The 14,684-nt window shown below is 37.3% G+C and carries 16 protein-coding genes; 8 read left to right on the top strand and 8 right to left on the bottom strand.

Annotated elements, in window-relative coordinates; all coding sequences use genetic code 11:
- Window positions 1-12: 12 nt before the first annotated feature.
- Both DSM106972_RS55335 and DSM106972_RS12315 read left to right on the top strand, forming a co-directional pair.
- Window positions 13-1,245 (top strand): PP2C family serine/threonine-protein phosphatase, encoded by a 1,233-nt coding sequence (locus DSM106972_RS55335; protein ID WP_127080983.1) that lies wholly within the window; start codon window positions 13-15, stop codon window positions 1,243-1,245.
- A gap of 30 nt (window positions 1,246-1,275) precedes the next feature.
- Window positions 1,276-3,444, top strand: a complete 2,169-nt coding sequence (locus DSM106972_RS12315; RefSeq protein ID WP_127080982.1) for a tetratricopeptide repeat protein — start codon at window positions 1,276-1,278, stop codon at window positions 3,442-3,444.
- Window positions 3,445-3,640: 196 nt separating this feature from the next.
- Here DSM106972_RS12315 and DSM106972_RS12310 read toward each other — a convergent pair whose 3' ends face one another.
- The 5 genes from DSM106972_RS12310 to fdxB all read right to left on the bottom strand — a co-directional run bounded on the left by DSM106972_RS12310 (window position 3,641) and on the right by fdxB (window position 8,429).
- Window positions 3,641-4,114, bottom strand: a complete 474-nt coding sequence (locus tag DSM106972_RS12310) for a hypothetical protein (RefSeq protein ID WP_127080981.1) — start codon at window positions 4,112-4,114, stop codon at window positions 3,641-3,643.
- Window positions 4,115-4,291: 177 nt separating this feature from the next.
- A complete protein-coding gene (locus tag DSM106972_RS12305; protein WP_127080980.1) occupies window positions 4,292-4,882 on the bottom strand; it encodes a cytochrome c oxidase subunit 3 in 591 nt (196 codons plus the stop codon).
- 128 nt (window positions 4,883-5,010) lie between these two features.
- On the bottom strand, window positions 5,011-6,693 hold the full coding sequence (gene ctaD, locus DSM106972_RS12300) for a cytochrome c oxidase subunit I (protein ID WP_127080979.1): 1,683 nt from the start codon (window positions 6,691-6,693) through the stop codon (window positions 5,011-5,013).
- 49 nt (window positions 6,694-6,742) lie between these two features.
- Window positions 6,743-7,807 (bottom strand): cytochrome c oxidase subunit II, encoded by a 1,065-nt coding sequence (locus tag DSM106972_RS12295; RefSeq protein WP_233786971.1) that lies wholly within the window; start codon window positions 7,805-7,807, stop codon window positions 6,743-6,745.
- Between the two features lie 328 nt (window positions 7,808-8,135).
- Entirely contained in the window at window positions 8,136-8,429 is a 294-nt protein-coding gene (gene fdxB, locus DSM106972_RS12290) for a ferredoxin III, nif-specific (protein ID WP_127080978.1), read from the bottom strand.
- A gap of 356 nt (window positions 8,430-8,785) precedes the next feature.
- Here fdxB and DSM106972_RS12285 point away from each other — a divergent pair, with 356 nt between their 5' ends.
- The 4 genes from DSM106972_RS12285 to DSM106972_RS12270 all read left to right on the top strand — a co-directional run bounded on the left by DSM106972_RS12285 (window position 8,786) and on the right by DSM106972_RS12270 (window position 12,300).
- Entirely contained in the window at window positions 8,786-8,989 is a 204-nt protein-coding gene (locus DSM106972_RS12285) for a hypothetical protein (RefSeq protein ID WP_127080977.1), read from the top strand.
- 255 nt (window positions 8,990-9,244) lie between these two features.
- A complete protein-coding gene (locus DSM106972_RS12280) occupies window positions 9,245-10,831 on the top strand; it encodes a helix-turn-helix domain-containing protein (RefSeq protein WP_127080976.1) in 1,587 nt (528 codons plus the stop codon).
- A gap of 803 nt (window positions 10,832-11,634) precedes the next feature.
- Window positions 11,635-12,069: a hypothetical protein gene (locus tag DSM106972_RS12275; protein ID WP_127080975.1), complete on the top strand. Its 435-nt coding sequence runs from the start codon at window positions 11,635-11,637 to the stop codon at window positions 12,067-12,069.
- 30 nt (window positions 12,070-12,099) lie between these two features.
- A complete protein-coding gene (locus tag DSM106972_RS12270; RefSeq protein WP_127080974.1) occupies window positions 12,100-12,300 on the top strand; it encodes a hypothetical protein in 201 nt (66 codons plus the stop codon).
- Between the two features lie 263 nt (window positions 12,301-12,563).
- Here DSM106972_RS12270 and DSM106972_RS12265 read toward each other — a convergent pair whose 3' ends face one another.
- On the bottom strand, window positions 12,564-12,887 hold the full coding sequence (locus DSM106972_RS12265) for a hypothetical protein (RefSeq protein WP_127080973.1): 324 nt from the start codon (window positions 12,885-12,887) through the stop codon (window positions 12,564-12,566).
- 68 nt (window positions 12,888-12,955) lie between these two features.
- Entirely contained in the window at window positions 12,956-13,150 is a 195-nt protein-coding gene (locus tag DSM106972_RS12260) for a hypothetical protein (RefSeq protein WP_127080972.1), read from the bottom strand.
- Between the two features lie 483 nt (window positions 13,151-13,633).
- On the opposite strand from DSM106972_RS12260, the gene DSM106972_RS12250 reads away from it, so the two are divergent.
- On the top strand, window positions 13,634-13,987 hold the full coding sequence (locus DSM106972_RS12250; protein ID WP_201800712.1) for a hypothetical protein: 354 nt from the start codon (window positions 13,634-13,636) through the stop codon (window positions 13,985-13,987).
- Window positions 13,984-14,172, top strand: coding sequence for a hypothetical protein (locus DSM106972_RS52520; protein ID WP_201800711.1), 189 nt, complete (start codon window positions 13,984-13,986; stop codon window positions 14,170-14,172). Before DSM106972_RS12250 ends, DSM106972_RS52520 begins: the two co-directional genes overlap by 4 nt.
- On the opposite strand, the gene DSM106972_RS53365 is transcribed toward DSM106972_RS52520, so the two are convergent.
- Entirely contained in the window at window positions 14,173-14,583 is a 411-nt protein-coding gene (locus tag DSM106972_RS53365) for a hypothetical protein (protein ID WP_233786972.1), read from the bottom strand. It abuts the gene before it with no gap.
- Window positions 14,584-14,684 lie beyond the last annotated feature (101 nt).

Here is a 14,684-nt window from a genome sequence, read left to right as displayed (position 1 = left end):
GTGAGGTATTTTATGGGGTGGAAAGCTATTGGAAGTTCTGTTAAAGGAACTAGTCATAAACAGGGCAATATACCGTGTCAAGACTATAGTGAACATAAAGTTATTGATGATGTGATTGTAGGTGCAGTTGCTGATGGGGCTGGTAGTGCCAAATTCTCTAACATTGGTGCAAAGTTAGCAGTTAAAACGGCTCTTTTTCACTTGGAGGAATTCTTTAAAAATCTCAAGGAAGAAAAGAAACGTGATTTACAGCAACCAATAGTAAGTGAATTAGCTAGGGAAGTTTTTAGGGAAGTTTTTAGGGAAATTTTAGATAAGGTAAAAAATGAATTAAAAGCAAAAGCATCTGAGCAAGAATGTGATTTTAACGATTTAGCTTGTACTTTACTAGCTTTTATTGCCACTCCTGATTGGATTGCTGCAATGCAAATTGGGGATGGCTTTATTGTAATACGTGCTGAAAATTCCAATGAATATAAATTATTTTTTCCGCCTGATAAAGGAGAATATGCCAACGAAACAATATTTGTAACATCAAAGGATGCAGATTATAAAATGGATGTATTATACAATCCTAAATTTATTTGTGCTTCCACAGATGGACTAGAAAGACTTGCAATTAACTTCCGTGACTGGAAGCCCTCCTCTGGCTTCTTTAAACCCTTTGAGGAAGGGCTAAAAATTACGGAAAAACTTGAGCAAGAAGAAGAGGATATTAAAAAGTGGCTAACTTCAGAAGATGTAAATACACGTACTGATGATGATAAAACTCTGCTTTTGTGCTTGTATGAAGGAGAAAGTAAATCTAAAATTTACTCATCACATGCACCATCAATAAATTTATATTACATAAAGCCTAAAGAAGTAGCAAAGCAAGCTATTTCATCTCCAATAATTAAGGACTCAGTAAAGGTTTCTTGGGATTTTCTAATAGTTAGCTTCCTATGTAATATGTTAGCAGGCTATTTACTAGCATCTTTATGGATGCAACAAAACCCAAGAAAATGGATAGTTTTTGGATTTGGCATTGCTGTTGTAATTTGTGTTTTATCCATGACTTTTACTAATCTATTTAAATGGTTTAATAAAACCAGGAATAAACCTATTAATTATAAATATAAAATTAAAAATCACAGTACATTAATACAACTTATATATAGGATTAGAGCAGTAATAATTGTGACTTTAAGCAATACTATTTTAGGATTATTGCTAGGGACTGTTTTATACTTACCTTTTCGCTGATGTTAGAAAGATGATTTGAGACTACCCTATATGACACAATATCGTGATAGCAAAGGTCAGTCTATTTTGTTGACAAAAAAGCTGACTAGTGGTGGAGAAGGAGAGGTTTGGCAAACAAATCGTAGTGGATATTTAGCTAAGTTCTATTGTTCGCCTGATGCAGAAAGGGTCAAAAAACTGCAACTGATGCTGGCAAATCCACCAGAAGACCCGACAAGAAGCCAAAATCATATTTCTATTGCCTGGGTACAGGAATTATTAATAGATCTTCAAGGAAACTGCGTTGGCTTTTTGATGCCGATTATTAACCAAGCAAAGGAACTACCCTACGTATATAGCCCGCAGCACCGACTAAACTATGCTCCTAGATTTAATTGGTATTACTTAAACGCGACAGCATATAATGTAGCGCTTATTGCAAGTGCGATTCACGCTAAGGGCTATATTATCGGTGATATGAATCCAAAAAATTTTCTTGTCAATGATAAGGGATTGGTATCTATAATCGATACTGATTCATTTCAAGTGACTGATGCCAAAACTGGGATAGTTTACCGATGTAATGTTGCTTTAGAAGGTTTTACCCCTCCTGAACTGCTGAATAAAGAATTGTCTTCATTAAATCAAACCAGATATCACGACCGCTTTCGATTAGCCGTAATCATTCATCATTTGCTTTTTGGCTATCATCCGTTTATGGGAAAGTGGGTTGGTCATGGAGACCAATTAGAACAAAATGAACTTATTAGGCAAGGCTTTTGGTTGTACAGTCAAAATAGTCCTCTCCAACCTACCCAAAATACAATACCTTTAAATGTTGTTCATCCAGAAATTCAAAAATTATTTTTAAAATGTTTTAACGATGGTCATATATCTCCCAGATTACGACCAACAGCACAAGATTGGTGTAATGCTTTGCGAATAGCGCTTTCTGATTTAACTGCTTGTCGTAAAGTAGCAAATCACTCCTACAGTAAAGTTTATGGCAAGTGCTATTGGTGTGAACGTGAACACCAACTTGGAATAGATATTTTCCCGCATGTTGCAAATGCAGTTACACCACCACAAGCAAAACAGCAATCACAACAAGGGCCACAAACTCTGAATATTCCTGCAAACGGTGCTACTATGTTTACTCCTACATCGTCAAAGGGACAATCCCAACTAAAACAAAATCATAAATTACAAGCACCAATAACCATAGCACAAAAAGGTGAGGATTGGAAAATTGTATTAAAAATTCTCGGTATTGGTTCTTTTATTACGGCTGCGATACCCATAATACATTCTTTCTTTTTTACAGTAAAAGTTAATGATTATAAATATCTAACGCAAAATAACTCTAATCAAATAACTCAAGAAAGTACAGAGACACCTAAGAAGTCTGTAGATTCAAATACTAGCCCAGTATATTATCAACAGGGAATAGAACATTATCAAAAAGGTAATTATTATGAGGCTATTAATAGTTTAAATCTGGCGTTAACAGAAACTCCTCATTTATCTGACAATATTAATCAATATCTTACAGAGTCCCATTTAGCACAAGGAATAATTGAAGCCAAAAATGGTAGGCATATAGTAGCTATTGATAATTACAATCAAGCAATAAATATCAACTCTAAGCACGCCGAAACCTACTATCAAAAAGCTTTAGCTTATCGTGATATGCAAAAATACGCAGATGCAATTATTAACTATAACAAAGCTATTGATTTAAATCCACAAAATTCTTACTATTACAATAGTAGAGGAGTTATATACTATAATTTAGATAAATTTAATCTAGCTCTTGAAAATTTTAATAAAGCTATCGAAATAAACTCTAATATTATATATTTTTATAGTAACAGAGGTAGAACTAATTATCAGCTAAAAAATTATCAAGCTGCAATCGATGACTTTACCAAAACAATTACAGAAGAATCTAAAGATGGTTATTACTACAATTTACGAGGTTTTGCTTACTTTCAATTAGACAAACTTGAGGCAGCAATCAATGATTTTAATAAAGCAATTGAAATTAATTCTAAGGAACCTACTTTTTATACCAATAGAAGTGGTATATACGAGCAACAGGGAAATATCTCAGCAGCTATTAATGACTTAGAAAAAGCTGCCACATTATATTTACAGCAGGGTAATAAGCAAGAATATACTAAAAGAATAAATAAAATTCAGATACTAAAGTCAAAGTAAAAAACTTCAATCAAAAAATATTCAATTGCCCATGAAGCCATAAATAATACATAAATTTTATTTACTGCATCCCTAAATAATAAATTATCATTTTGAGAAATTATTCAGAATTGTAACATATACCAGTCCCACATGATTTGTGAAAAAGACCTAAATGTAGAGACGCGATTAATCGCGTCTCTACAATGCGGGGATTTTAATCATCTTCGTTTTCAGGTGGACGAGTGAGAATATCAAGCAAAATACTGGCGCCAGCAAATTCGTTATTTACATCAATTTCTTTAATACGCTCGCAAATAGTTTTAGCCTGTTCAATATCACCAAGCTTTGCTAGCACTAATCCTGAAGCTGCATAAGCATTTAAATAAAGTCGAATTTGCGAGTCTTCTTTACGACTAAATAACACAGGTTGAAGTTGTTCCCAGTTATCCGGTAAATTTTCTGAGTCTTTAATATTATTTATAACCTGATTAGCTGTACTTAGTGCCATTTCATAATTATTTTTATAGTAAAAGTAACGATATGCAGCAACTAAAACATCTATAGAATTATCTGTTTGACTTAGTGCTTGATTTATATAGTGCTGTGATTTTGACGTATCTTGCCAGTTATCAGCAGCAAGTATTAATAGTTGTTTAATATCATCCGGAACGTTAAACCAAGAAAACATAATAAAAAATATCGAGGAAAATGTTATTGTAGGGGCGGGTTAACCCACAACTTTAAACAGTAACGAAAAATCCTGTAAACCCGCCCCGTCCGAATCGATAACAAAAAACCAAAATCGAAAACAACAATGATTTTTCGTTATCACCCGCCCCCAACATCAAAAAACAAAACCCATACCCTAAAACTGAGTCATTACATACAAAAGCAAAAACAGGATAATCCAAATAATATCCACAAAGTGCCAGTATATTTCTGCCATTTCGATACCAGTGTGCTTATGGGCAGAATAATGGCCCTGGCGCCGCGACCGCCAAATTACACCCAAAATCAACAACAGTCCGATAAAAACGTGTAAACCGTGAAACCCAGTCAAAATGTAAAAGCAGTTGGAAAATATATTTGTCGTTAGACCGTATCCCAAATGCTGGTACTCGTAAATTTGACCAGCTAAAAAGGTGGCGCCCATAATAGCGGTAACAAAATACCAAAACCGCATTCCCCAGACACTGCCACGCTTAATTGCTGCATCCCCAAGGTGAATCACAAAGCTACTAGAAACCAGAATAGCAGTGTTAATAGCAGGTAAATATAACTCTACCTCGGTACCTTTAGGCGGAAAAACAGGAGTTACTCCTTTGAAAAACAAGTAAGTTGCAAAGAATCCACCGAACATCAGCGACTCTGAAGCAAGAAAGGTTAATAAACCTATAACCCGTAAATCAGGATGTTCCTCGTGGTGGGATGTATCTGTTGGTGTTACTGCTGTCATATAAGTTAAAAGTGCTGAGTGCTGAGTGTTGAGTGCTGAGTGCTGAGTTAAGAGTCGTAAGTTAAAAAGTTATGAGTTAGGAATTATAAGTTATTAACTCCCAACTCCTAACTCCTAACTCCTAACTCCTAACTCCGCGCCTCTGATAGTCCGTCCGCGCGATGATTATCGGTTAGACCATATTCATATGGCCCATGTATAACAACAGGTAATTCTTCCCAGTTTTCAATTGCTGGGGGAGAAGCAGTTGTCCATTCCAGAGTGAGCGCATTCCAAGGGTTATCACCTGCGACTTCGCCTTTTCTCCAACTTGTAATCACGTTGATAGTAAAAGGTATTACAGAGAAAGCTAATAAAAAGGCGCCGTAAGTACAAAGTTGGTTGATAGCTGTAAATTGTGGGTCATACATAGCAACACGACGAGGCATTCCTTGTAGTCCCAATTCGTGCATAGGGAAGAAAGTAAGGTGAGTACCAACGAAAGTTAGAGCAAAATGAACTCGTCCCCAAGTTTCGTTAAGCATTCTTCCAGTCATTTTGGGGAACCAGTGGTAAATACCTGAGTAAATACCAAATACTGAACCACCAAATAGTACGTAATGGAAGTGAGCAACTATATAGTATGAGTCGTGAACGTGAATATCGAAGGGAGTGGTTCCAAGCATGACACCACCAATACCCCCTAACACAAACATTGACAGTAAACCAATGGCAAATAGCATTGCACTGGTATAACGAATTTTACCTTGCCAAAGTGTTGCAACCCAACCAAAGATTTTTACACCTGTGGGTACAGCAACTAATAAAGTAGAAATAGTAAAGAACATCCGCATCCAACCTGGGGTACCACTGGTAAACATGTGGTGAACCCACACAAACAAACCTACTACGCAAATCGCCAAGCTAGAGTAAGCAATTGCTTTATAACCAAAGATATGTTTGCGTGAATGTACAGGAATCACTTCGGACATGATACCGAACACAGGCAGAATCATTAAATACACTGCCGGGTGCGAGTAGAACCAGAACAAGTGTTGATATAAAACGACGTTTCCACCCGCATCTGGTTTAAAAAATGATGTTCCAAAGTTGATATCAAACAGTAATAAAACTAACCCCGACGCTAATACAGGAGTAGACACTAACGCTAGAACAGAGGTTGCTAAAATTGCCCAGCAAAATAAAGGTAGTTGGTCCCAGCGCATACTGGGTACTTTCATCTTTAATATGGTGACGACAAAGTTTACCGAACCCAAAATTGATGAAGTACCTACTAGTACAATTGCCAGAATCCACAAACTCTGAGCGATAGGCGCCGTTATCAGTGACAATGGAGGATATGCCGTCCACCCTGACTGTGAACCACCAAAAAAGAAACTTGCAACTAGCAAAAGTCCCGCAGGTGGGTTAAGCCAAAACGCAATGGCATTCAATTTTGGAAATGCCATATCACGGGCGCCTATCATTAGTGGTACAAGATAGTTACCAAAACCACCAATAGCACTAGGCACAATCCAAAGAAATATCATGATGGTGCCGTGATTAGTCATGAAAGCGTTGTACAAGTTTGGGTCAAGTACATCGGGGTCGGGAGTGGCTAACTCAGTACGCATTGCCACTGCCATCAACCCACCAATCAGATAAAAGCCAAATGCAGTAACTAAATACTGTATGCCAATTACCTTGTGGTCAACGTTAAATGTAAAGTAGTGGTACCATTTCCAAGCTTTTTGATGGGTGGTGTGGCTGGTAACGACCACATTCTCTGGTTTTTTCCCAGGAGGACTATTTTGTGGAAGTTGTAATGTCATAAAATTTGTATGAGTATGGATTACCCACCCCCTTTGAAGGGGAGAAAGGTTAGTGGGTTTGTAAAGCTGCTGCTATTTGTTGATTTTGTGCGCTAGCAATACGATTTGATTCGAGCCATTCTTGATATTCATCGGGTGTATGAACAATGACTTGAGAACGCATCGAACCATGATATCCTCCGCAAAGTTCTGCACAAACTATCGGATATGTACCTGGTCTGGTAGCTTTAAATCTTAAACCCGTTGCTTGTCCGGGTATAGCGTCTTGTTTTAGTCGGAATTGCGGTATCCACAAAGAGTGAATAACATCTGACGCTGCAAGATTTACTTGAACATCGGCGCCCACAGGTACATGTAGCTCACCAGATGTAATATCAGTTTCAGGATAATTAAATATCCAAGCAAATTGCATACCTGTTACATTCACAACTAAATCCGCAGCATTACCCAAAACTTTTGGGTTGGCGCCAATACCAATACCTGGTTGAGGTACATTTACCAATTTTTTGACTGGTCTTTTTATTGGTGTTTTAACAGGGAGAGTTATAGGTTCTTCGATAGGCGCCAGTAATGGTGCTTCAACAGGTGCTTCTTCTAATGATGTTTCTGCTCTCGCTGGTTCTGGAATAACTTCGTCTTTCGGTATTTCTTCAGTTAGTGCTTCAATATCAGAAGTTTCACTCAGTGTTCCAGCCAAGGCAGTTCCCTTAACTGGTGCAGCAGCATGTTCAGCCATTGAATGATGCCCTACACTCAAACCACCCATCTGCGTGTATACATCAACGCTGTATATTCCAAGTCCAATGACTATTATCGAGGGAATCGCTGTCCAGAATATTTCTAACGGGAAATTTCCTTCGATTAACGTTCCATCACGGTCATCACCTTGACGCTGCCGATATTGAAACATGAAAAGAACAATGGCGCCTTGCACTATCAAAAACAATGCCGTACCAATACCAACCAAAATTTGGAAAAATCTGTCTACTAGTGGAGCTTGTTCAGATGCTTGCACTGGTAACAAACTAGCCGAGTGCTGACCTACCCAGATGCTTACAAGTGTAACGAGTATGCCAGCAACAAGGGTCAAAAGAGAAACAGGAACTTGTTGCATACTAAAAACGATAAGTGTTTCTTGTCGTTGAGGGTGTTGCTTTTATAGATACGTGGGTATTGCTACAAATAAATACTTGAAGGTTAATAACTTGATAGCAATTGCCTCTTACACCTTTAAACCTGTTTTTACTATTTCTAGTTTTGACACACTTTGATAGATTTTAGTTAAATTTTTAAGTTTTTTTAATATCTTATTTTTTATTATATATGTTAATAATAAACATAAATGTAGAGACGCAAATTTGCGCGTCTCTACAACGTGTTATAAAAATATTTAAAAACAAATTGTAGCACAGGCATCTTGCCTGTGCAGCCTGTGCATTCAATTAATTATCCAACGACGCATGAGTATAGCAATTTTTCGAGCAAATTTTGGCACAAGCTTCACAACCAATACAATTGTCAGGATTTTTTACAGTCATGACTTTCTTTTCAATTTCATCGTCTTCTTCATCTTCGACAAACTCACCTTCTTCATTCATTGCTTTTAACAGCAATACATCGTGTCCACAGATTTTGAAGCATCTGCCACAACCGATACATTTATCTTGGTCAATTTCTTGAACAAATTTAGGTGTCCAAGTTTTTCCACCAAATGTCAAACCTGTTAGAGTAGCCATGTGTTAACCTTCAGCAATTTTTTGTTTAATTTTGTGCTAGATTTTACCCTATGCACTAGTACTTTATTCACTCTCTAGTTTTGATGTTATCAGATGCTTTTTTTTGAAAAAGTAACATTATTGTCTATGTTAAAAAATAGTTTTTATTCTTTTTTGTAAATATGCTAATTAAATATTTTTATTTGTAATGCAAATTATTTTTATTAACCGTTTGTTAAATGTCATGATTCACCGTAGTGAAGCATCTCTTTCCAACTGCAATATTATAGATTCTTCGCTACGGTGACTAATGACATTTTATAATTTTTAAAACATCCTTCATTGATATTTGTTCTCAATTAATAAAAAATTATAATATGGTGCGTGACGTTACGGGGTTATTTGCTTCGTTTGAGTTTGTTGTAAACGTCACGCACCCTACAATATTATTTATACAAAGGGTTATTTTGGTTACATTTTTATATTTTTTATTATTTATTAATAATATTAACAAAGGCGCCGAAGTTTTAAATATAGTCGCTTGTGTTACTCAAGAACTATTAGCTTGTACAGATAAATAAATAGGAAGGATTAGGAAATTTTATTGGGGCTATGAATATGAAAAATCAAGACATCTTGGCTCGTTATGAACAACTTTGTAAAGTTGTTTGTGGAATTGTTATGAATAGAAAACATTCAGAATAAAACGAATCGACTAATAACCCTGAATAGTATTCAAATCAAAGTATTCTAAATACTTATATGAACTAACATTCTGCTATCCAGGGGCTAATTTATAACCAAGCATACGAATGAAGTAATGTGGCCATTACCTTATGCCTTACACAATTCCAAATAGCAGTTGCATTGAATGCGATAAATGTCGTCCTCAATGCCCTGTGGGTGCTATCAAGCTTGTAAATGACGAATATTGGATTGACCCTTGTCTATGTAATAACTGTGAGGGTTTTTACTCCGAACCTCAATGTTTGACCATATGTCCGACTAAATCTCCTATTCCCTTACAGGTGAAACGCGGAAGATGCAAGATTGAACCACGCGAAGTCACTAGTTCAAATTTATTTGCTAACGGCAAGAATAATCCCTTTGCTTCTGCAATTGCAATTTGGGAAGCTTCTAATGTTTTAGCACAACGCACGTCTCTACCGTGGGAACTCGATGAAGATGGGTATATCTGCTATCAGCGCCAAGTTAACCAAGGTAAGGGTAACATAGCATTTCATCTAGCAGTACCATTTAGCGACCAACTGGCGACAACAACAGCAGCAGTTGAAGCTCTAGATATTCGTGCTGCACTCGTAAATCTAATTTTTGCAGCACATGCAACTGCCCTCCTCGAACCGTGGAACCAAGAGTTTGTTATAGATGACAAACAAATCGAGAAATATTTGGGATTAGAGAAGCGTAAAGACCTCAACAAAACTGCGAAGCTAACATTAATGAAAAACTGGGTTCGCAGTTGTTGTTCACTAATGACATCAATTAGTTGGGCACAGCAGGGTAGAGTACCAGGATTTGAAATAGAAAAAAGTCCTTTGTGGCACTTGGTTGATATTCAACACCACTTCCAAGAAGACGACAAGGGATGTAAATATCTAATTGGATTAACTTTTAAAGTCAAAGCCGGAATTTGGGCACAATATTTTCTAAACAAGCAAGGCTGTAAGCAGCGTAACGCCTATTATCAATATGGTAGTTTGCCTAAATCGCTGTTGAATACAGTGATGAGTATATGGCAGCAACACGAAGGCGCCGCGCGTTTAATGCTGTGGTTATTATTCAAAACCAAAATGGGTAAAGAACAGCGCATCACCGTCCCTACATTACTGCGCGTAGCCTACGGAGAAAAAAAAGTTGCCACAGCTTGTAGACAGCGTGACGACCGTAAACGCTTATTGAAAACCTTTGAAAGTGACTTGGAAGTACTAAATCACTACGGAATGAAACCCAAATTCGACCCCATCACCTATCCACCCAATATTCAGCCAATGTGGGCAAAGCTAGTTGATATTCCCGAAGACCCCGACGAAGCTATCGAATTTTGGATTAATGACGGAGGTGGTAACTCACGTCTCACCGACGCAGGTCCAAGAGGCAAATGGAATTTACTCATGAACGCGCGCATTTTATCATTCGACCTACCACCCGAACTTGAGCAAGCACTATCCGAAGCTAAAAAAAAGCATCTCACCACAACAAGAAACCGAAAAAAGACTAAAACCACATCAGGACTAATAGGTGACCAAATTTCCCAAGCAAGAAAAAAACTCAACCTCTCCCAACGCGAACTAGCTAAACTCGCAGGCAAAAGCCAAAGCTGGATACGCGACATCGAAAATGGGCGCCTAAAAGTCAAATCAGAAGACCAAACAGTTCTACGCAAAGTACTAGGCATCGCGTAACCCAATTTGTAGGTTGGGTGGAGGAACGGAACCCAACACCAAATATATGGAGCAATTGTTGGATTACCCACTCGCGTTCCAGTCAACCTACAAATCTTCTTAACCCAGCATTACTGCGTCTAAGCAAGTTTGGATTCAGGCACTTCCAAATAATAAAACACCCAAAATTATCTTGTAAGATGGGCTTTCTCTTGCCCTGTCGATATTGAGGGCGTTTGCGTTGATGCCCACCCCACAAGATAGTTAATTAAATTTTGGAAGTCCCTAATTGCAACGTTGTGCTAAAAACTTCAAAATTAACCTCCTCTTACGTGTAGGTACCTGTATGTTGTTTAATTAGGTGTCGTCCACAAATGCACTGAATAAACTGTTTAACTTAAAACAATCTATTTTTTACCTAGCTATATCAAAATAAAGAATATTTGTAAACTTTTTTATTATCGCTAGGTTCTTCATTATCGCTATGTTGTTTAACACTATAGTACTGTCTTATAATTGATGGCTCTTTCTGTTTGATAAGTTCTACGACTTTGCCTTGTTTTACCAGTGTTAGAGTATCCTGTATTAAATAATCATCGCTGCTTTCCTCAAGAAATATGTCGTTGATAGTATCTATATTTTCATACATACCTAAAATTAAAATATAGTTCTTTTTAAGTCTAGTGAATGGCTGAGGGTTGCTTTTTAAAGCATTAACAATACTTTGAATATGCGTAGATTGAACATAAATTAGTTTTTATACGACTATAAAAAAACACCTCGCGATAAAGCAGGGGTGTTTACTTAATTAATAAATTAAAAACATGAATTATTATAACATGTTGTCTCCTGATTCTTTACCACTAGAGAGCCAGGAACACCAGGTTGACTGTGTTTCTGAGGCGCAAATCGCGCTCAAAATTAGCTGCTTGAAAACAATAGGAGAGTTAACTCAAACGCATGGTGTAGATACTGTGGAGCGTTGGATGCAATCAATTGGGTTGTTTCAACTAAAGCCTGACTTTTCGCTTAATCGTAAAGATGACTTAAATATTTCTCTTGTAAGTGGCATTGACATGATTAGCGATGTTGAAGCTCTAGGGGTAAAAATGACTCCTGACATCATTGCTTTAGTGGCTAATTCTACTGTTAAGCAAGTCAAAATTGCTATTGCTAACTACAAAACTACGAAACCATACAAAAGTGCGGAAGACTTGTTTTACACAATTCTAAAGAACGTGCATAAATCAAGCCAATAGCGATTCTAGAAATATCAGGAGGTATTACATATGCCAGATGGAAAGAATCTTTATAATCAGCCAAAACCAAAGCGGCATCGAAGAAAAATTCTCAGGCGTATACTTCATTTAGAAGAACGCATTGATTGTATTGAGCAAAGACTTGATGAGCTAGAATTTCTACCAATCGACGTAGCTGGCGAAATAATTTCTGTTGCGGATTGGCGCGAAAGCGATAGCTTAAGACATTGACTTTGCTTGGATGAATACCCGGTTTTATACCGGGTTTTAATATGCTTAATAAATTTCCTTGGCGCATCTGTTGAGCGCCAAAATAAAAACGTGATTATAAACCTTTAAAATAACAATATACCATATAAATGTTTAATCTGCTTAACGTGTGTATTTTGAAAGAAAATAGTTCTTTGGCAGGGAAAAATAATGTCCGGGGCTAAAGGCGCCTGTGATAGAGTAAATTGGCAGAGACATATTTTATACCATATTTAAGAACTGCGTTACATAAGATTTGGTTCAGGTTTACCGATTCCTAAGTCCATTAATTTAGTTCTAATGTCATCCCACTCTGTACCACAGTAGTAGTATTTTTTGTGCAAAACGTTTGCCAAGTAGTAACCTGGAGCAGCATTATTGATTGAGCGCAGGTGTTCGATAACCTCGCTTATTGATGTGCGAAAACACCAAAGTAAAACTTCGATACTTTGAGGTATTGGCAAATTTAAGGGATTCCAAAATACCTCACCATGCAAAAAACACCATCTATCACTTTTGCGCTCGATTGGTAGGTAGTAAACGGGTCGAATAAATGAATTGTTACTCATAGTATGAATGTAAAATAGAGGAAAGCCCCTAGTTGCTGCTAGGGACGGGTATAAAAAGGGAGCCTCATTTAGCTGTCAGTGTCCGGGAACTCTGGGGGGTCTAGTCTATCCTCCAGTTCCTTGGAAACTGTGTCACCATCAACCACATCAGTTGAACCCGATACTCGGTTCTGTCTTATCCAAATATTTTGAAAAAGACGAATAAATACAATTACCGGGTCGAATAAGTTGCGACGACTTTTTCCATTGCCATTCTCGGACATTTATATCACCTCCTCCTGGTTGTTGTTTTAGCGTGAGAGTTTGCGTTCCTCTCACGCAGCCAATTTTACCATGATTTTTATCATGATAAAAAAGAAATTATGCTAATTTATATCTAAATAATTATCATGATATATTGGAGCAAGTGGAATTGAGGAAAAACAGTGCCCCGGAAAAAACTAAACCGTCCAAGAGATTTTATACAGATAGTTGTCGATCCGGAAGATAAGGCTGCTTTTGACGCTTGGTGTATGGCTAACAGTACCACTATGAGTGAAGTGATCAGAAAACAGATAGCCCCTTTTATAGCCAAGGGTAAAAAAATTGTGGCTCTGCCAATCTCAGATAAAACTGGTTGAAAAATTTGTCAGTCTGTTGCAAATGAAAAACGCCCAATTGTCAAGCATTTTGCTAGTTTTTACATCAACTGCAAAAAGCAGAGGCAACATCCTGTTCATGAAAGATGGCGGGCAAGGAGTAGAACCATGAAAGTTACAGCACGCAATCCAGAAATTTTAAAGTCTGTAAAGTTAGAAAATTTAAGAAATTATTTGCTTGACTCTGGTTGGTATGAAGACCGTCCTTTCCTTGAAAATGCGACTATTTGGTTGAAGCAAGAACCTAACAATGGTGAGTTTGAAATTTTACTTCCTTTAAGGCAAGATGTAGGAGATTATGCTATTCGAGTTGGTGAAGCAGTTAAAACTCTAGCAGAAGTAGAAAATCGTACACCAATTGGTATTTTAGGTGTAGCTCTTGACAACGTTTCCTACACTTCAAATTCAGGGATTAGTTTCTCGCTCTTCAGGCGCCGAGTAATGAAAACAGTGGAAAAGTGACACTATTTGGCGTAGTTTTTGACAAATTACGTAAGATTAATGTTTTACTTACTGGTGACTATAACAATATTGCCATAAAAGCTTACCAAGAACGCTTACCAGTTTTATGTGTAGGAAATCTAAATAAGGTAGATGATGTTTTGATGTTGAATAATTTGCTCCCGTTTGAACTGGATAACATCTAATTAAGTTAAAATTACTTGTCCTAGCCGCTTCATAATTCGCAACACTTCCCCTAACTCATGGCGCCTTGGCAACATGGAGAAAGTTCTTGATACATCATATTGCGGCGCCTCTCCAGTAACAAGTTTCAAAAATACAAACTCATCACCATTGGTTGCCATACCAAAAGCTGGTTTATCACGTTGAGGTGTAGTAAGCATATAAGCTAACAACTGCGGTAAAGCTGCGGGTACAGGAACACTTGTACGCTTAGATTCCACAAGTAAAATCCACAGTTGTTCCTGCACAACCAACGCATCGATAAAACCTCGAACTGGTTCATCTGGGTCTTCTAGTTCCAGAAAAATACCGTAAGGTGAACGGATACGAAACGGAGGGTCTAGAAAACCAGCAACTTCCAACAAAGGAGACACAACTATTAAGTTAACGGTACCTTCAAGTAACAACCCGTCAACTTGATGATAATCGTAACGCTGCTTAATACGTGCGACTCCTAATTGCTCTTGTTGAGTTA

The organism is Dulcicalothrix desertica PCC 7102, assembly GCF_003991905.1.
Taxonomy (GTDB): domain Bacteria; phylum Cyanobacteriota; class Cyanobacteriia; order Cyanobacteriales; family Nostocaceae; genus Dulcicalothrix; species Dulcicalothrix desertica.
Note: the sequence above shows the minus strand (reverse complement) of the source record. Positions and strands in the feature narration are given on the sequence as shown.